Source organism: Thioalkalivibrio sp. ALE28, from assembly GCF_000377425.1.
Taxonomy (GTDB): Bacteria; Pseudomonadota; Gammaproteobacteria; order Ectothiorhodospirales; family Ectothiorhodospiraceae; genus Thioalkalivibrio.
Genome location: NZ_KB898093.1, coordinates 102,701 through 118,688, shown reverse-complemented (window position 1 = coordinate 118,688; position 15,988 = coordinate 102,701). Strand labels below are relative to the sequence as shown.

Annotated in this window: 16 protein-coding genes; 9 read left to right on the top strand and 7 right to left on the bottom strand. The window is 67.8% G+C overall.

The genetic code is table 11. The features are described from left to right. Nucleotide 1: 1 nt before the first annotated feature. Nucleotides 2-649: an SCO family protein gene (locus D105_RS0100565; RefSeq protein ID WP_018875914.1), complete on the top strand. Its 648-nt coding sequence runs from the start codon at nucleotides 2-4 to the stop codon at nucleotides 647-649. Nucleotides 650-906: 257 nt separating this feature from the next. Here D105_RS0100565 and yihA read toward each other — a convergent pair whose 3' ends face one another. Continuing rightward, nucleotides 907-1,539, bottom strand: coding sequence for a ribosome biogenesis GTP-binding protein YihA/YsxC (gene yihA / locus D105_RS0100560; RefSeq protein WP_018867703.1), 633 nt, complete (start codon nucleotides 1,537-1,539; stop codon nucleotides 907-909). 407 nt (nucleotides 1,540-1,946) lie between these two features. Here yihA and D105_RS0100555 point away from each other — a divergent pair, with 407 nt between their 5' ends. The 4 genes from D105_RS0100555 (at nucleotide 1,947) to D105_RS0100540 (ending at nucleotide 6,643) form a co-directional block, all read left to right on the top strand. Next, entirely contained in the window at nucleotides 1,947-2,807 is an 861-nt protein-coding gene (locus tag D105_RS0100555) for a diiron oxygenase (protein WP_018877178.1), read from the top strand. Nucleotides 2,808-2,894: 87 nt separating this feature from the next. Next, complete coding sequence (gene mltF, locus D105_RS0100550; RefSeq protein WP_018867826.1) at nucleotides 2,895-4,448, top strand: membrane-bound lytic murein transglycosylase MltF; 1,554 nt, start codon at nucleotides 2,895-2,897, stop codon at nucleotides 4,446-4,448. A 111-nt stretch (nucleotides 4,449-4,559) separates the two neighbouring features. Beyond that, nucleotides 4,560-5,870, top strand: a complete 1,311-nt coding sequence (locus D105_RS0100545; RefSeq protein ID WP_018877177.1) for a peroxiredoxin — start codon at nucleotides 4,560-4,562, stop codon at nucleotides 5,868-5,870. 74 nt (nucleotides 5,871-5,944) lie between these two features. Then, a complete protein-coding gene (locus tag D105_RS0100540) occupies nucleotides 5,945-6,643 on the top strand; it encodes a rhodanese-like domain-containing protein (RefSeq protein ID WP_018875910.1) in 699 nt (232 codons plus the stop codon). Nucleotides 6,644-6,662: 19 nt separating this feature from the next. On the opposite strand, the gene D105_RS0100535 is transcribed toward D105_RS0100540, so the two are convergent. The 3 genes from D105_RS0100535 to D105_RS0100525 all read right to left on the bottom strand — a co-directional run bounded on the left by D105_RS0100535 (nucleotide 6,663) and on the right by D105_RS0100525 (nucleotide 9,212). After that, nucleotides 6,663-7,931: a TlpA disulfide reductase family protein gene (locus D105_RS0100535; RefSeq protein WP_018877176.1), complete on the bottom strand. Its 1,269-nt coding sequence runs from the start codon at nucleotides 7,929-7,931 to the stop codon at nucleotides 6,663-6,665. Between the two features lie 92 nt (nucleotides 7,932-8,023). Next, nucleotides 8,024-8,596 (bottom strand): NUDIX hydrolase, encoded by a 573-nt coding sequence (locus D105_RS0100530; RefSeq protein ID WP_018875908.1) that lies wholly within the window; start codon nucleotides 8,594-8,596, stop codon nucleotides 8,024-8,026. A gap of 1 nt (nucleotide 8,597) precedes the next feature. Continuing rightward, nucleotides 8,598-9,212, bottom strand: coding sequence for a BMC domain-containing protein (locus tag D105_RS0100525; RefSeq protein ID WP_018867821.1), 615 nt, complete (start codon nucleotides 9,210-9,212; stop codon nucleotides 8,598-8,600). 264 nt (nucleotides 9,213-9,476) lie between these two features. Between D105_RS0100525 and D105_RS0100520 the strand changes: the two genes are divergently transcribed. From D105_RS0100520 to D105_RS0100510, 3 genes are read left to right on the top strand one after another with little or no spacing between them, the layout of a single operon-like run. After that, complete coding sequence (locus D105_RS0100520; protein WP_018877175.1) at nucleotides 9,477-11,495, top strand: site-specific recombinase; 2,019 nt, start codon at nucleotides 9,477-9,479, stop codon at nucleotides 11,493-11,495. Further along, nucleotides 11,485-12,522, top strand: coding sequence for an alpha/beta fold hydrolase (locus D105_RS0100515; protein WP_018877174.1), 1,038 nt, complete (start codon nucleotides 11,485-11,487; stop codon nucleotides 12,520-12,522). Before D105_RS0100520 ends, D105_RS0100515 begins: the two co-directional genes overlap by 11 nt. 58 nt (nucleotides 12,523-12,580) lie before the next feature. Continuing rightward, the gene (locus D105_RS0100510) at nucleotides 12,581-12,967 is read left to right on the top strand and encodes a YajD family HNH nuclease (RefSeq protein ID WP_018875905.1); all 387 of its coding nucleotides are present in this window, start codon (nucleotides 12,581-12,583) and stop codon (nucleotides 12,965-12,967) included. Between the two features lie 15 nt (nucleotides 12,968-12,982). Here the strand turns inward: D105_RS0100510 and D105_RS0100505 are convergent, their stop codons facing one another. Together D105_RS0100505 and D105_RS0100500 are read right to left on the bottom strand one after the other, a co-directional pair. Beyond that, entirely contained in the window at nucleotides 12,983-13,564 is a 582-nt protein-coding gene (locus D105_RS0100505; protein WP_018867817.1) for a GNAT family N-acetyltransferase, read from the bottom strand. A gap of 25 nt (nucleotides 13,565-13,589) precedes the next feature. Continuing rightward, entirely contained in the window at nucleotides 13,590-14,627 is a 1,038-nt protein-coding gene (locus D105_RS0100500; protein ID WP_018877173.1) for a DUF21 domain-containing protein, read from the bottom strand. Nucleotides 14,628-14,852: 225 nt separating this feature from the next. Here D105_RS0100500 and D105_RS0100495 point away from each other — a divergent pair, with 225 nt between their 5' ends. After that, the gene (locus tag D105_RS0100495) at nucleotides 14,853-15,302 is read left to right on the top strand and encodes a host attachment protein (protein ID WP_018867815.1); all 450 of its coding nucleotides are present in this window, start codon (nucleotides 14,853-14,855) and stop codon (nucleotides 15,300-15,302) included. A gap of 100 nt (nucleotides 15,303-15,402) precedes the next feature. Here D105_RS0100495 and D105_RS0100490 read toward each other — a convergent pair whose 3' ends face one another. Continuing rightward, on the bottom strand, nucleotides 15,403-15,987 hold the full coding sequence (locus tag D105_RS0100490; RefSeq protein ID WP_018877172.1) for a histidine phosphatase family protein: 585 nt from the start codon (nucleotides 15,985-15,987) through the stop codon (nucleotides 15,403-15,405). Between the last annotated feature and the right edge of the window lies 1 nt (nucleotide 15,988).

Here is a 15,988-nt window from a genome sequence, read left to right as displayed (position 1 = left end):
CATGCAGCGTATCCCGCTGAGCAGCCTGCTCTGGGTACTGGCCGTGCTGGCGGCCGGCGCCCTGCTCGTCTTCGTGATGCTCCGCCCGGCACCACCCCCCGTGTCCCAGGGGGCCGACCACGAACGCCTGCCGGTGGCCGATGCGGTATCCGGCGGGCCGATCGAACTGCCCGTTTCCACCACGGGCGAGCGGTTCCGGCTGGCGGACCTGGAAGGGCGATACGTCTGGGTCTACTTCGGCTACACCGCCTGCCCGGATGCCTGCCCGACCAGCCTGGGCTGGATCAGCGCCGCGCTGGACCGCCTGCCGCCCGAGCTGGAGGGCGAGGTCGCGGCGGTACTGGTAAGCGTCGACCCGGAACGTGATGACCGCGAGCGCCTGGAGACCTATGTGGGGCACTTCCACCCGGCCATCCAGGCGGCGACCGGGTCCCACGAAGAGCTGCAGCCGATCACGGAACGCTACGGCGTATTCTACGAACGCACCGAGATCGACTCGGCCATGGGCTACGTGGTCGATCACAGCTCGTCCACCTACCTGGTCGGCCCGGAAGGCGACTTGCTGCAGATCTACCCGCACGGGACACCCGCCGCCGAACTGGTGGAGGGCCTGCGAACCCATGCGGAGGCCACCGGGACAGCCAACTGAGCCACACCCCGGACGGCAACGATGGATTCTGTGAAAAAATTCGCAATCGAGAGGCACGCGGCAGGAACTTTGCCCGCGCAGTGCTTTCTCACTTACTGAGCGCTCTAGCCCAGCGCGGCCCGCTTCTCTCCCTGAGCGGGCAATAGGCCTCTCTCCCCCCTGTAGAGGCCGAAATTAGCCCCGGTCCCACCCCAAGGCCGGGGCTTCTTTTTGTCTGCGTTTCGTGTATCCGCTCGACCGTCGGGCAGAGACGGGCCTCAGCCGGTCGCGGGAGCCGACTCCGGATCATGCTCGGCCAGCCAGCCACCCAGCAGGCCGCGCAGGTCATCGACACCCTGGTTCTTCAGCGAGGAGAAGGTCTGCAACGTCGCCTCGACGCCCATGGCCTCCAGCTCACCATGCGCCTTGCGCAACTGGCGGTCGGCCTCCTGGCGCGAGAGTTTGTCCGCCTTGGTCAGCAGGCAGTGCAAGCGGCAGCGCTCCAGAGGCACCCAGTCCAGTAGCTGGCGATCCAGCTCGGTCAGCGGCCGGCGGATGTCCATGATCAGGACCAGACCGATCAGGCACTGGCGTTTTTGCAGGTAGCCACCAAGGAGCTGGTCCCATTCCGCGCGCTTGCCGGCCGAGACCTTCGCGTAGCCGTAGCCCGGCAGGTCGACCAGCCGCCAGTGCTCGGCCGGCGGCAGACGGAAAAGATTGATCTCCTGTGTGCGCCCCGGGGTACGGCCGACCCGCGCGAGCGCCTTGCGCCCACACAAGGCGTTCAGGGCACTGGACTTGCCGGCGTTGGAGCGCCCGGCAAAGGCGATCTCGACACCGGTGTCGGCCGGGAGCTGGGCAATCTGCGCCACGCCACGCAGGAAGTCGGTTTCGCGAAATCGGGGTTCCATGGGGCGAGAGAGCGTCCTAGGGAAACACTGATGAATGTACACGCTCGCGCTCGAGTCGCTTTTGCGTGCGAACAAGGCGCGGTGAGTGAAGTGTAGCCGAGCTACATAAGCGAGCCGCAACGCCGGGCGCACGCAAAAGCGGCCGAGCCCCTGCTTTCAATGGCTTGTGGGGTTGGTGCCCCCTGTTCCCCGATCCTGCGTTGCGCCGCTTGCGGGTAGAACCACTACCCGCTGCCCGCCGCGCCTTGTCTCGGAAAACAGGGGGCACCAACGCGGACGTGCGATTCAATCAGCGTCTCCTTAATCATGGGGGAGCAACCGCAGATTGCAACGGGTTGGCGTTGGTCCGGACGGGCAGAGCCGGTATGATTCCCGGCGTCATCCGCATGGGCCCCGGCACGCCAACGATGAATTCCTCCCAGGAGCTGCTCGATCACTTGAGCCGCAACAGTTCGCCATACCAGGATCCGCTCACGCGGATTCGCTGGGATGCGCTGTCGCCGAAGGACTTCTGGATCCCGGAAGAGGCCGTCTCGCTATTTGGTACGCCGGAATACTCGGCGTTGTCCGCCGAGCAGAAACGCCGCCTGTCGCAGTACGAGTTCCTCTACTTCATCAGCGGGGCACTGTGGCTGGAGGGCCTGTTCATGGAGCGCATCTCGCGCATCTCCATGCACTCGACCGGCCGGCTGGACCGGCTGAACTACCGCCTGCACGAGCTGCGCGAAGAGGCCGGGCACAGCCTGATGTTCATCGAGTTCATGCGGCGCAGCGGCCTGGAGCTGCCGGAGAAGCGCTTCCCGAAGCCACGTCTCGCCACGCTGGTCGGACGCTTCGCCCCGTTCGAGTCCTCGATCTTCTGGATCGCGGTGATGATCGGCGAGGAAGTGCCGGATCGGATGAACCGGCTGATCCACCAGCGCCGCGACCAGATAAGCCCCACGGTGCATGACGTCGTCACCACCCACATGATCGACGAGGCCCGCCACATGGCGCATGCCCGCGACACGCTGGAAAGCTACCTGGACTCCCTGCCCGCCTGGCAGAAGACCACCTACCGGCCGCTGATGCGCCGGGTATTCCGTCAGTTCGTGCACGCCTTCTACTACCCGACGGCGGATATCTACCAGCTCGCGGGCCTGCCCGCGGGTCCGGACTACCGCCGACTGGCACGCGACAATCCGCGCCGGGCCGCCTTCATCGACACCTGTGTCGACCCCGCGCTGCAGATCCTGCGCGCTCAGGGGCTGGTCCTGAACTGGCGATAGGGAAACATTCCGGCCAGGACCAGCACCCGGACCCGGCGCCGCCGCGTCCCGCGCGGCCACGCCGCTTGATTGGGTATCATCCAGTCCATGGCCCCGCACCTTCAGCTCCGACCTCCAAGCACGACCTGGCGTCAGATCGAGCTCGGCATCTTCATCGTGCTGCTGGTGATGATTGGTCTGCGGGTCTGGTTCCAGCCACCCTCTGCACTGGAGCAGCTCACCTTTCGCGAGGAGTTGCAGGTCGTTCTGGTGGACACTCCACTTGGCCGTTCGGAACTGACCATGGCCAACGGCCACGACCAACTGGACCTCGACTTGCTGCACGGCTTTGCGCGGGAGCTGGGCACGCGCATCCGGGTCACCCGCGTGGACACAGCGGCCGAGGCCCACCAGCGTCTGCGCGAACAGCGCGTGGATCTTGCCGCCGGCTTGCTGGTCGATCCCGGCGATCCCGCGGTCAAACCGGGCCCGGAGATCCTCGCGATCCAGCAGCTCCTCGCCTTCTGGCGCGGCAACGAAGCGAACGCGGCCCTGTCCGCCCTCGACGATCTGCCTGCCGGAACCCGTCTGGGGTTCACCGCGCAATCCCCCTTGCCGGAACGCCTGCGGGACCACCTGGCCCAAGTCGAGGCCTCAAGACAACGGAGCTCGACCCTGGCGGAGGGCCCCGAATCCGCCGATCCGGAAGAGAACCCCTTGGAAACGCTGAGCGACGAGCCACCTGACCCAGCGATCGACCTGGTACCGCTGGGCACCGCCGAGGCGCTGCGCCAGGCCCTGGCCGCAGGCGAGATCGACTATGCCCTGATGAACTCGCTGGAGTTCGGGCGGCTGCGGCGCCTGCATCCGGAGCTGCGCACCGCGTACGAGTTCGAGCGCGGTGCGACCGTCACCTGGCTGTTCCCGTCCGGGTTCGACCACAGCCTGATCGAAGCGGCGGAACGCTATATCGAGCGCCTGCGCGAGAGCCGCGAACTGGAGCTGATGACCGACCGTTACCTGGGCCACCTGGAGACCCACGACCTGGTGGACGCCCTGACCTTCGCCCGCCGAGTGGAGGACCGCCTGGATCGCTTTCGCGACCTGTTCGAGAGCGCCGGCGAGCAATACGGCCTGGATTGGCGCTTCATCGCGGCGGTGGCCTATCAGGAGTCACACTGGAATGCCAACGCCGTGTCGCCCACCGGCGTGCGCGGGCTGATGATGCTGACCCAGAACACCGCTGCGGGTCTCGGCATCGACGACCGCACCGATCCCGCATCGAGCGTGGACGGTGGCACGCGATACCTGCTGGATCTGCGCGAACGACTCCCGGAGCGAATCCCGGAACCGGACCGCACCTGGATGACCCTGGCGGCCTACAACGTCGGCCTCGGTCACCTGCACGACGCCCGTCGCCTGGCGGATGCGCATGGCGACGATCCGGATCGCTGGCTGGACGTGATGCAGTGGCTCCCGCGCCTGGCCGACCCCGAATGGTACGAGCGCACCCGCTATGGCTACGCCCGTGGCTGGGAGCCGGTCGTCTACGTGCAGAACATCCGCAGCTACTACGACAAGCTGATCCAGCGCTTCCCCGAAAGCGGCGACCACAGACCGCCGCCCCCCGAGCCGTATCGCCGGGTCCCGGTGTCGCTCTAGGTGTGGAATCTCACAAGGATGTCCACGGGACGACCGGACTGCATTCAGCACCGGCGGATCAATATCGAGCCCTCGTGCGTCTCTCCCCGAACACCCTCCGGAAAGGCCTGCATGACCCGTTCTCTCGCCGTTGTTCTGCTCACTCTGGTAGCGCTTCTGGGGACGCCGCTTATCGCCCTGGCCCAGGATGCCGGGGATCCAACCGGCGCTGCGAACGCAGCCGCCATCATCGAGGCCGGCGGCGCCGAGGTCCCGGTGGAGCGCTATCGCGCCGACGGCGACGCCGTGCTGCTGTGGTTCCCGTCCGAGCACGGGTTGCGCGACGGCCACCGCACCCAGGCCCTGGCCCTGCAGGCCATCGGCATCGAGGTCTGGCTGGTTGACCCCTTCAGCGGCCACTTCCTGCCGGAGGCGGCCTCCAGCTTCGATGATATGCCCACCACGACGGTCGCGGACCTGATCGAGTCGGCTCACGCCGATACCGGTCGCGCCGTCTTCGCGTTCGGCCACGACCGCGCCCTGCCCTGGCTGCTCACCGGGCTTTACCAGTGGCAGCTCGCCCACCCGGATGCGGACCACATGGCCGGCCTGCTGATGGCCAGCCCCTACCTGCACACCGGCGTGGACACCGAAGGTGCCGAGCTGCAGGCCATCGTCGGGCTGACCAACCTCCCCGTGTACATCCTGCAACCGGCGCAATCCCCACAGCGCCAGCAACTCGGCCGCATCCGCGCGGGTCTCACGGAGGGCGGTAGTGCCGTGGGGGCCCGCCTGCTTCCCGGCATCCGCGACCGGTTCTTCTTCCGCCCGGATGCCACGGCCGGCGAGCAACTGGCGAGCGAGCACTTCCATCGCGAGATCGCCTTCGGCATGGAGATGCTGTCGCGCCTGCCCCGCCAGCGGACGCCGGCCGTGGCCGATGCGGACACCGACCTGGCCGTGCGCACCCCCACCGGCGGCGACGCGCAACTGAATACCCTGGACGAGCCCGTGGCCGCCCCGCCGCTGGAACGGCCCGACCTTGCCGGCGACACCCGTCGTCTGGAGGACTATCGCGGCGAGGTCGTGCTGGTGAACTTCTGGGCCAGCTGGTGCCCGCCCTGCGTGCACGAGATGCCATCCATGCAGTTGCTGGAGGATGAACTGCGCGCGGAAGGCTTTCGCATCCTCGCGGTGAATCTCGGCGAGGACGAGGCCACCATCCGCCGCTTCATCGAGGACGAAGTGCAAACGGACTTCACCATCCTCCTCGACCCGGACCAGGCCTCCCTGAATGACTGGCGCGCGATGGCCTACCCCACCAGCTACGTCATCGACCGCGAGGGCCAGCTGCGCTACTACCTGTTCGGCGCGATCGAATGGACCGAACCCGGCGTCATCGACCAGATCCGCGAACTCCTCGACGAACAGGCGCAAGGGTAACGCCGCCGCCCGAAATACCCGCCACACGTGGGCCCTTGCGCGTGCTCGGCAATATTCGGGACTACGCTTGAGGAATGGCGGATGCCGAGGAGAATCCGATGGAAAAGCCCCAACCCGCATCGCCCCGTGTATGCGGCCTGCTCGCGAGCCTGGCACTGCTGGTGGCCTCGCCCACCTTCGCGGAGGTGGAGGTGGGCATCACCGCCGACATGGCCGAGTTCGAGGTGCGCCACGGCGACGAGCGCGTGACGGTGACCCGCGACCAGGACACCTTCGCGACCATCGATCTCGACTATGCGCAGATTGCGCGCCCCTGTCCGCCCTTCTGCATCCAGCCGATGAGCCTGGGTCGAGGGGTCGAGACGCTGGGTGAACTGGAGTTCATCGATTACCTGCGCCAGACCACCGAGCGCGACGACCTGCTGATCATCGATTCACGCACCCCACGCGAATATCGCCGCGGCACCATCCCCGGGGCCATCAACATCCCCTGGGATCGCCTGCACTTCGCCTCCGGGGCCGACCCGGACGACGTACGCAATGTGCTGAGCGACCGGTTCGACGTGGTCTTCGACGGGGACTTCTACGACTTCAGCCACGCGAAGACCCTGGTGCTGTTCTGCAACGGCCCCTGGTGCGGGCAGTCCCCCACCAACATCCGCACCCTGACCAATCTCGGTTACCCCGCCGAGCGCATCAAGTGGTACCGCGGGGGCATGCAAATGTGGCACGCCTTCGGCCTGACCACGGTGGAAGGCTCGACCGACGAATAAGGCACGACCGTCCGGCCGGCTATTCGGGCTCGGTCATGAGGGTACGGACGCGGTTGATGACGTCGGGGTCGTCCCATTCGATGGCGCTGTTGACGGAATAGCGCACGCGGCCGTCGCGGCCGAGGATGAAGGAGCTGGGGAAGGCGAATACGCGCCAGTCGGCGGCGACCCGGCCATCGAAATCCATCAGCACCGGGAAATCCACCTGGACCTCGTCCATGAAGGCGGAGATGTGCTCGGCGCTCTCCTGGTAGTTGACCGAAACGATGGCAAAACCCTTGCCCAGGGTCTCGGCCATGCGGTTCATCGACGGGATCTCGTGGACGCAGGGCGGGCACCAGCTGGCCCAGAAGTTCAGCAGGACCACCTGCCCTGCGTAATCGGACAGCAACTGCTCATCGCCCAGATGATCGGTGAGCGTGAAGTCGTCGACTGGTGGCGGGTGATCGCGCGCTACCAGCCCCCGGCCGGCCTCGACCTCGTGCGCGAGTTCCGGCATAGGCGCCGCCGCCAGCGGGCGCGGGACACTCGCCAGCAGCCGGCCCGCCTGCAGCAACTGCGCGGGCAGACGGGCCGCCATGGCCACTTCCTCCGGTTCGGGGTCGGAACGGCGCAGGTAGTAGAAGTCGCGCACCCCCGGGATCATCTGCACGAATACCGCGCTGCCACCCCGGCGCAGGTCGGTCAGTATCTCGTCCAGGTGCCAGCGGTAGACGCCCTGGGTCGGCTGCAGCAGAAACACCGGAAGGCTGGTGGCCCGCACGACATCCACAAACTCCGCGGGCGCCCCGGCGACCGGCGTGTCCACCATCAGGTTGGGGAAGGCCAGGGCCGCCCCGAGCACGTAAGCCGAGTCGGGCCCGTCTTCCTGCCACTTGCGCAGGCCGCGCAGCGCGGTGATGGCCGGGCGACCGGAGGCCACCAGCATGACCTCCTTGCCCGTCTCTTCATGCGCGGCGCGCAGCAACGCGGCCACGCTGACACCATCCAGGCTGCGCATGCTCTCGTTGGTGCGGGGGAGGAAATGGGCATCCAGCAGGTCCACCTGCCAGACCTCAATGCCCAGGGCCGCCAGCTCGCGGCCGAACTCGGCATGGTTGGCGTGTGCGCCCGCCTGCGGCAGCAGCCAGAGGTAGAGGCGCTCACCCTCGGCCGGGTAGACGGTCACGTCCAGCTCCACGCCGGCGGGATCCGTCACGGTCATCGAACGCGGCTCCGCGACGTCGGCCAGCACCGGCGCAGCCAGAATCAGGCACAGCAGCAGGCCAAGACGTGGCAGAACGCTCATCGACAAGGGACGCACGGATCAGGTAGACGGAAGGCGACTATAGCGCCCTGTCGGGCGGGCGGAAACATCGCCGGCCCATCCAGCAAACGGGATCAGCGCGGGTGAATGTGCCGGTAGGTACGCAGGCGGCGGGTCTTCTCCACCATCCGCCACAGGGAACGGCTGTTGTTGTAGCGCGAGACATGCTGCAGCGGGACCCACAGGATGTCGTGCGACTCGTGGCTGCCGGGCACCGGCAGGCGGTCATCGATCTCCAGCAGGAAGCGCACGTCGATGTGCTCGTGCATCGGGAAATGCGGGCTGGCGGGGATGGTGTGGATATCCAGGTCGAAGATGTCTTCCTCGACGAGCCGGATATGCTCGGGGGACAAGCCGGTTTCCTCGTGTGTCTCGCGCAGCGCCACCTGCAGGATATCCGCCTGACCATCGGCATGCCCGCCTGGCTGGAACCAGCGATGGTGCTTGCCGTGCAGCAGCAACAGGGCCTGCTCGCGATCCGGACTGACCACCCAGGCCGAGCCGGTCACGTGGGCCGGCGTCAGGTCGCAATTGAAGCAGTCCGGGTGGTCGTTGACGAAATCCAGCGCGCGGCGGACGAAGCCGGCCTCCTCGATGAAGGTCGTCTGGTGACGGGCGAGCAGGTCCAGCAGCTGCGCGCGATGCATCTCAGGTACCGGCGGGGTTGTGCAGCGCGTGGATCGCCGCGCGCGCCGCCTCGTCCACGTCGCCCTCGCGGCCGGCCAGGGTCAGACGCCCGAAGGCGCCCACCGCGCGCACATCGATCAGCGACACATTGGCCGCCTTCAACGCCTGATTCGCGGCATAGATGATGTAGCCGGCCGGCTCCGCCTCGAGGATGAACATGCTCTGATCCGGCAGGATCATGTTCCCGCGGCGGTTCTGGCGGTTGATCAGCACGGTGTGATCCGGGGTCATCCCGCGGATGGTCTCCTGCCAGGGGATGCGGCAGGGCTGACGATCCTCCTGGCTGGCGCCCAGGCGCGAGAGCAGCACGCGACCGGCCTCCTGCACCTCGCTCTGGTCGCGGTGGTGGATCACCATGGAACCGAACTCGCGCTCCACGACCTGCTGCGCGAGGTGCACGTTGGTCGCCTTCAGCGCCACGTCGGTCAGACGGTGCACCGCCATCCCCGGCGAAACCTCCACCCACAGGCAGGAGTCCCCCGGTACGGGCAGAAAGCCCTGGGAGACCGTAGCCATGTATTCCGCCAGCTGCGGCTGGAGGGAATCCATGTAGACGTAGGTACGCAGCTGGATCATCGATTCGCTCTGGGCCGGGGCCTGGGCCCCATGGGTCCCGCGCGTCGCGGCCCGAACCCGCGCGGGGCGTCCGCGCACAGGTTACGCAAGCCGCCTGCTACCGCCGGCCTGCGTGAGTACACGGGAGAATTGAGGGGCGTATTGTGAACGCAGCGGGCCTCAAGCTCAATCTCCGGGCCGCATCGGAGCCCCTGCAACGCGCCGACACAACCCCCGTATGGCCTCGTATAATGCTACGCCAGCCCAGCCGCCACAGGGATTGTCATGACAAAGCAGGACGCGGAACACCTCCTGGCCCGCGTGGAAGATGCCGACCTCGACCTGGCCGAGACCCTGCGCGAACTCGTCGACTGGCTGCGCCCGGAAGATCCCCGCAATGTGGCCCCGGTTATCGGCCGGATCGAACAACTGACCCTGGCGCTCGCGGACCACCCGGGCCTGCAGGAACGGCTGCGTCAGCGACTGGAGGACGGGCTGGAGGACGCCCGGCACCTGACGCTGTACACCGGGATCGGCCTGTTCTCGCGCAAGGGGTTCTTCCGCGAGGCGGCGGAGCTGATCTACGAGCGCATCAACCCGCGCCCGATGGATCGCCAGGATCTGAAGGACGTGCTGTTTCACGTCTTTCATCAGACCGACGATGCGGTATGGGTCGCTGCCCTTCCGGACGATGCCTGGTGGCGCCTGCTGGAGGCACTGGGCTGCCTGTCCGGCGAGCATCCCGGGGTCCTGCACCGGGCCCGCGAGGAGATCCTCTACGCCCTGGAGATGCTGTCCATCTGGGTGGCGGCCGAGGAACTGGAACCGGAACTCCTGCGCCTGGACCCGTCGATCGCGGAGCGCAACTCGGCGTTTGTGGCCCAGGAGCGCGAGATCTCCGCCTACGTGCGCGACTATCGTGCCGCGCTGGAGGACCCCAACCGCGAACGCATGGACGACCGCCACGCCCGCGTGCTGCTGGAGCAGTGCGGCGAGCAGATCGCGCGCCTGCGCCAGCTGGCCATCACCCACGGCAACAGCCTGTCCCTGACCCACCTGCTGGAACGCCTGGACCAGACCCTCCGGCGCATCCACAAGCTGCTCGACCTGCTGGAACCCGATGCGGAGCGCGATACCCGCGCCGCCTCGGTCGGCGTGTTCCGCGAACTCATCACCATCAGCGCCCGCCAGCACGGGGTGCGCGCGCTGTGGCAGGACAACATCAAGCTGGTCTCGCGCAGCATTACCCAGCATGTCAGCGACACCGGCGAGCACTACATCACCCAGTCGCGCGGCGAATACTTCCAGATGCTGCGCTCCGGGGCCGGCGCCGGGCTGATTATCGCGGTTATGGCGCTGATCAAGATCCAGATCGGGGCCCTGGATCTGTCCCAGGCGGCCTACACACTGTGGACCAGCCTGAACTACGGGCTCGGCTTCGTGCTCATCCACATCCTGCACTTCACCGTCGCCACCAAACAGCCGGCGATGACCGCCGCGCGCCTGGCCGCCGCCATCGAGGAGAGCGAACGGGGGACGGCCGACCCGCGCAAGATGGCGGACCTCCTGATGCGGGTGGGACGCTCGCAGTTTGCCGCGGTGCTGGGCAACGTGGGCATCGCCCTGCCCACCGCGATCCTGATCGGGCTGTTTTCCGCCCGCCTGTTCGAGGCCCCGATCCTGTCCGGCCAGGAGGCCGACTACCTGATGGACGGCCTGCGCCCGATCATGGGGCTGGCGCTGTTCTTCGCCGCGATCGCCGGGGTCTGGCTGTTCGTCTCCGGCCTGATCGCCGGGTTCTTCGACAACCGCTGCGCCTATCTCGACCTGCCCGGCCGGCTGCGGGAACACCCTTGGCTGCGCCGCCTGCTGCCCGCCGGCGCCCGCCACCGCCTGGCTGACTGGATCGGCTACAACTACGGGGCCCTGATCGGGAACTTCCTGTTCGGCGTCCTGCTCGGGGTCACCGGATATGTCGGCTACCTGCTGAGCCTGCCGCTGGATATCCAGCACGTGGCCTTCGCCTCGGCCAATCTCGGCTATGTCACCGCCAGCGAGGCACCCGGGCCGGGGATATTCACGCTGTTCCTGGTCTTCGTGCTGCTGATCGGGGCCGTCAACCTGTGGGTCAGTTTCGGCCTCGCGCTGTACGTCGCGCTGCGCGCCCGGGGCGTGCGCATGGGGGCCTTCGGCCGCGTCTTCCGCGCCTACGGCCATCATCTGCGCGAACGCCCGCGGGAATTCCTGTTCCCCCCGCGTGCCGTTGACGCCGCCGACGACAACGACAAAGGCGATGCTCGGTAGCCACGCCCGGGGTCTCCTGCTGCTGCCTCTGACCATCCTGTGGCTGGCCGGCTGTGCCGGAGCGGTGCCCAACCCGTCCGGTGGCGAGTCCCGCGTACCAATCCTCGCCCCCGAGGTCATCCACACCGCAGATGGTGATCGACTGCCGCTGCATCGCTGGGGTCCGGAGACCCCGGATCAGGTGGTGCTGGCCCTGCACGGATTCAACGACCACGGCGGCAGCATGCAGGCCCTGGGCGAGGCCCTCGCCGAGCATGCCATCGCAGTCTACGCCTACGACCAGCGCGGCTTCGGCGGCACGCGCAATGCCGGCTACTGGTCCGGTCATCGGATCATGGCCGAGGACGCCCGCACCGCGCTGCGGCTGCTGCAGGCGCGTTATCCCGATCGCACGCCCTACCTGGTCGGCAAGAGCATGGGCGGCGCGGTCGCCCTGCTGGCCGCGGCGGAGGCGCCCGATGCCGGGGACGGGACACCCCTTGTAGCCGGCACGGTGCTGATCGCCCCGGCCGTCTGGAGCCGGGGCGACATGCCCTGGTATCAGCGCTTCGGCCTGTGGCTGGGAGCGCGCCTGGCGCCCGGCTGGCGCCTGGACGGCGAGATGGCGGCGGAACTGGATATCCGTCCCACCGACGACCCCGCCGTGCTGCAACAGATGCGCGACGACCCGCTCGTGCTGCGCGACGCGCGCATCGATGCCCTCGACGGCCTGACCACCCTGATGACCCGCGCGCTGGAGACCGGTCCCGACCTGCCCGCGCCCAGCCTGACCCTCTACGGGGCGCGCGACGACCTCGTGCCACCGCGCCCCCTGGCGCGCCTGCTGGAGGGGCTTTCCGCGCAGGAGTCCGGTGCCCACCGCGCCGTGCTCTACCCCGAGGGCTACCACATGCTGACCCGCTACACCCGCGCCGGAACCACCTTCGCCGACATCGCCGCGTGGCTGCAGGACCCGCAAGCCCCCCTCCCCTCCGGCCACGAACGCAGCCTCGATGCGCTAACGCAATACCTTCGAGACCTGGACTGACTGGCCGCGCCGGCGCATCAAAGCTACGCTCGATGCAGCAACCTCTGGAGAACGCCCCATGACCCACTCGACCCCCAACCGTCTTGACGATCTGGTGGCCCGCAGTCGGCGCGACCAGGCGGAGCGCGAACGCGGCTATCGCGAGCAGGCCCTGAAGATGTATCCGTGGGTTTGCGGGCGCTGCGGGCGGGAGTTCACCCGCGCCAATCTGCGCGAGCTGACGGTGCACCACCGCGACCACAACCACGACAACAACCCCCCGGACGGCAGCAACTGGGAACTGCTGTGCCTGTACTGCCACGACAACGAGCACCAGCGCTATACCGATGCCACCCCCGGAAGCGGCAAGACGGGCGGCACCACGGCCACGCACAACCCGTTTGCCGGGCTGGCCGGCATGCTCAAGGGGGACAACGATCCGCAGGGCGACGACTCGGGGGCGTAACCCCCGCGACCGCTTTCACAGCCGGCGCCACCAGAACTGCAATGGCTTGTGGGTTTCCTGCGTCTCGCCAATATCCGGCCAGGGAAACTGGCAGACCAGGCCCTCGGCCCGGGTGTAGCCGCGCCTCCTCCAGAAACCGTCCAGCGGCCGATAGTCCGCCGGGCGCCGCGGGTGATCCTGCGGGCGCACCACCGCACAGAAGGTGGCATGCGCAAACCCCAACCGGCGGGCCGCCGCCTCGCGCGCGGCGAAAAACCGGTGCCCGGCTCCCTGACCACGAAACTCCGGCTCCAGCACTGACTCCGCGAGGTAGTAGTACGCCGCCGGGTCCAGCCCCTGCTCGCGAAACGGGGCCTGGAATTCCGCCTCGGCCGCGGCCAGAGGCAACGCGGTGGAAGCGCCCACCACACGGCCATCTTCCAGCGCCAGCACCAGCGTGCTGTCCGGGCAGTCCGCGTAGTCCTGCAGGTACCGCGCCTCGTACTCCGCACTGCCGTCGTAGAGGTACGGCCACTCGCGGAACACCGCGATACGCAGGCGTGCCACGGCGTCCAGATAGGGCGTTATACCCGCCCCGCCCACGGTCCTGAATTCCATTCGTTTCGGCCTCCTGCGCTCGCGCTCAGACCGCTCCCGGGGTGTCGGCCGGGGCCGGCTGCCCCACACCGCGCAGCAAACGGCCGAGGATATCGGTCCCGCTCAGGATGCGGCGCTGATCATCGGTCCACAGCAGGATGACATCGTCGCCGACCACGGTGTCGCCACTGCTGGCCGGGCGCACCTTGAAATGCGGCACCAGCCCGCCCAGACGTCGGCCCCCATCACGCACCACCAGAGGATGATGGCAGTGATGCTGGGGATCAAAGCGTTCCGGTGCAAACAGGGCCTCGCGGGTAAACTCCGGGACCCGGATCACCGTGCGCGGCTCGCCTTCGGGGTCGGTAATCACTATCCATCCCCGCCCCGGCCGATTGAGCCGAACCAGGAACGGATCATCGGTCCGCGGCGCGATCGCGGGGAAGACCGGGCGCCCGTCCGCGAATTCCATGGCGACCACGCTGTCCGGATCCAGCGCCTGCCCCTCGTGCTGCACCAGGATGTCGTCCAGCTCCAGGAAATTGCGGGCACCGCGGCCCTCGACCCGCGTGATCTCGCTGCCGTGCGCCTGCATATGCAGATCGATCAGATAGTGCAGATCGCGCTCCGGAAAGAACCGGATCTCCTCGCCGCCGAGCCAGCGATCCAGCACCCAGGCCGTGGGGCGCGCCACCGGATACATCAGGAACTGGTAGAACCGCAGCAGCGGATAGAGCGCCCCGGCCACCTTCAGCGCGTGCCGGGAGAAATAGGACTGCGGCAGGATCTCGGCAAAGATCGTGATCACGACCGTGGAGAACAGGAACGCCGCCACGCCCCCCATCACCGAGCCCGACAGCAGCGCCAGGAGCACGTTGACGGCGACATTGCCCCAGAGGATGGTCACCAGTGCAAAGTTCGCATCGCCGCGCAGGGCCAGCAGGCGTTCCGCGCGCGGATCCCCCTTCTGCGCCTGGACCTCCAGTTCCAGCTTGCTGCGCGAGAACAGCCCGAGATTGAGCCCGGACAGGATCGCCGATTGAGAGAGGCAGACGAGGATACCCAGCCAGGTCAGGAGGCTCATGGGGTCTTTACCTTGGCTCGCGCATACATGGCATCAGGGTACCGCGCCGTACGCCGTGCGCGCCCGCACGGAACAGGCCCTGCGCTTTGCGATACCACCCCAAGCCGCTGCAGAGCATCTACACTCGAAGACGGGGCCGGTGCCTGCCGGGCCGGCCCCGCAGCGGTCCCGTCGCCCCGTCCAACGGGTACCCGGGGCCACCGTCTACGCCACAGGAGGATCTGCATGGACACTGTCTGGATCGTTGTCGCCGATGCCGCGCGCGCCCGCATCTTTGCCTGCGAGGGCCGCGCCTGTCAGGGGATGCACGAGAGCGAGACGCTCTCGCACAGCGAGTCCCGCGCCCACAACCAGGATCTCGTCTCGGATCGCCCCGGGCGCAGCTGGAGCAGTGCCAGCGGGGATGCGCGGCACGCCATGCAGGAGAGTACCGATCCCGCCGCCAACGAACGCAACCGTTTTGCCCGCCAAGTCGCCGAGCGGCTCAAGGCCGCCTATCACGAGGGCACCTTCAAGCGACTCGTGATCGTCGCCGCGCCGACTTTCTTGGGCGCCCTGCGCGAGGTACTGGACCCGACCGTCGCCCAGAGCGTTACCGCCGAGGTGGCCAAGAACGTGACCAAGTCCACCGACGCCGCCAGCCTGCGCAAGCACCTGCCGGATTTCCTCTACTGACCGACCCGCCCCGGCCCCGACCCGGGGCCGGCCTTCACCACGCGCGCCACACCCAAGCGACGGGCGCGCGATTGTGTGCATGGATCCGAGTTTTCCTGGCTCAGTGCATCAGGTCATCGGGCTGCAGCGTTCCGAGCAGACGCGGCCCGTCAGTATGCGGCTCGAACACGGCCATCTCGGCCTCGTCGATCTCCACCTCCGCGGCGTGGCGCAGGTTCAGGTCATGGCCCACGATCACAATGTTCTTCCCCGGGGCCTCGGGCGGCGTGTTCAGGTGCCGCCGCAGCCCTTCGATCAGCTCCTCGCGGCGCGCAGCATCCTGAATAATCGGCAGATTGTAGAGTTCGGTCCGGATCTCGTACTCGCCGAACCCGTAGTGCGCGGTCTCCCAGTTACGGCAGAACTCGCTGGTCAGCACCTGCTCGACCGGTATGGCGTGCCGCTCGAAGCCCTTGCCCACCTGCCGCGCCTGTTCCCGCCCGCGGGTGCTCAGGTTGCGCTGCCCTTCGCAGTCCGTCATGTCGGAGAGGTCATAGTCGTCGTGCGACCGATCCGTGGCCGCATGCCGCCAGTAGATCACCAGCCCGCCCGCCTGCAGGCGCTCGATCAGGGCCTTCGGTGCCAGCGGCTCGGCGCCGGCCGGAGCCACCATCGCCAGCATCAGGGCCAGTACTCCACCCACCATC

Bases quoted from the DNA above. Each gene is read 5' to 3' on its own strand.
- D105_RS0100565 (WP_018875914.1), top strand. From the start codon at position 2: ATGCAGCGTATCCCGCTGAGCAGCCTGCTCTGGGTACTGGCCGTGCTG.
- yihA (WP_018867703.1), bottom strand. From the start codon at position 1,539: ATGGAACCCCGATTTCGCGAAACCGACTTCCTGCGTGGCGTGGCGCAG.
- D105_RS0100555 (WP_018877178.1), top strand. From the start codon at position 1,947: ATGAATTCCTCCCAGGAGCTGCTCGATCACTTGAGCCGCAACAGTTCG.
- mltF (WP_018867826.1), top strand. From the start codon at position 2,895: ATGGCCCCGCACCTTCAGCTCCGACCTCCAAGCACGACCTGGCGTCAG.
- D105_RS0100545 (WP_018877177.1), top strand. From the start codon at position 4,560: ATGACCCGTTCTCTCGCCGTTGTTCTGCTCACTCTGGTAGCGCTTCTG.
- D105_RS0100540 (WP_018875910.1), top strand. From the start codon at position 5,945: ATGGCGGATGCCGAGGAGAATCCGATGGAAAAGCCCCAACCCGCATCG.
- D105_RS0100535 (WP_018877176.1), bottom strand. From the start codon at position 7,931: ATGAGCGTTCTGCCACGTCTTGGCCTGCTGCTGTGCCTGATTCTGGCT.
- D105_RS0100530 (WP_018875908.1), bottom strand. From the start codon at position 8,596: ATGCATCGCGCGCAGCTGCTGGACCTGCTCGCCCGTCACCAGACGACC.
- D105_RS0100525 (WP_018867821.1), bottom strand. From the start codon at position 9,212: ATGATCCAGCTGCGTACCTACGTCTACATGGATTCCCTCCAGCCGCAG.
- D105_RS0100520 (WP_018877175.1), top strand. From the start codon at position 9,477: ATGACAAAGCAGGACGCGGAACACCTCCTGGCCCGCGTGGAAGATGCC.
- D105_RS0100515 (WP_018877174.1), top strand. From the start codon at position 11,485: ATGCTCGGTAGCCACGCCCGGGGTCTCCTGCTGCTGCCTCTGACCATC.
- D105_RS0100510 (WP_018875905.1), top strand. From the start codon at position 12,581: ATGACCCACTCGACCCCCAACCGTCTTGACGATCTGGTGGCCCGCAGT.
- D105_RS0100505 (WP_018867817.1), bottom strand. From the start codon at position 13,564: ATGGAATTCAGGACCGTGGGCGGGGCGGGTATAACGCCCTATCTGGAC.
- D105_RS0100500 (WP_018877173.1), bottom strand. From the start codon at position 14,627: ATGAGCCTCCTGACCTGGCTGGGTATCCTCGTCTGCCTCTCTCAATCG.
- D105_RS0100495 (WP_018867815.1), top strand. From the start codon at position 14,853: ATGGACACTGTCTGGATCGTTGTCGCCGATGCCGCGCGCGCCCGCATC.
- D105_RS0100490 (WP_018877172.1), bottom strand. From the start codon at position 15,987: ATGGTGGGTGGAGTACTGGCCCTGATGCTGGCGATGGTGGCTCCGGCC.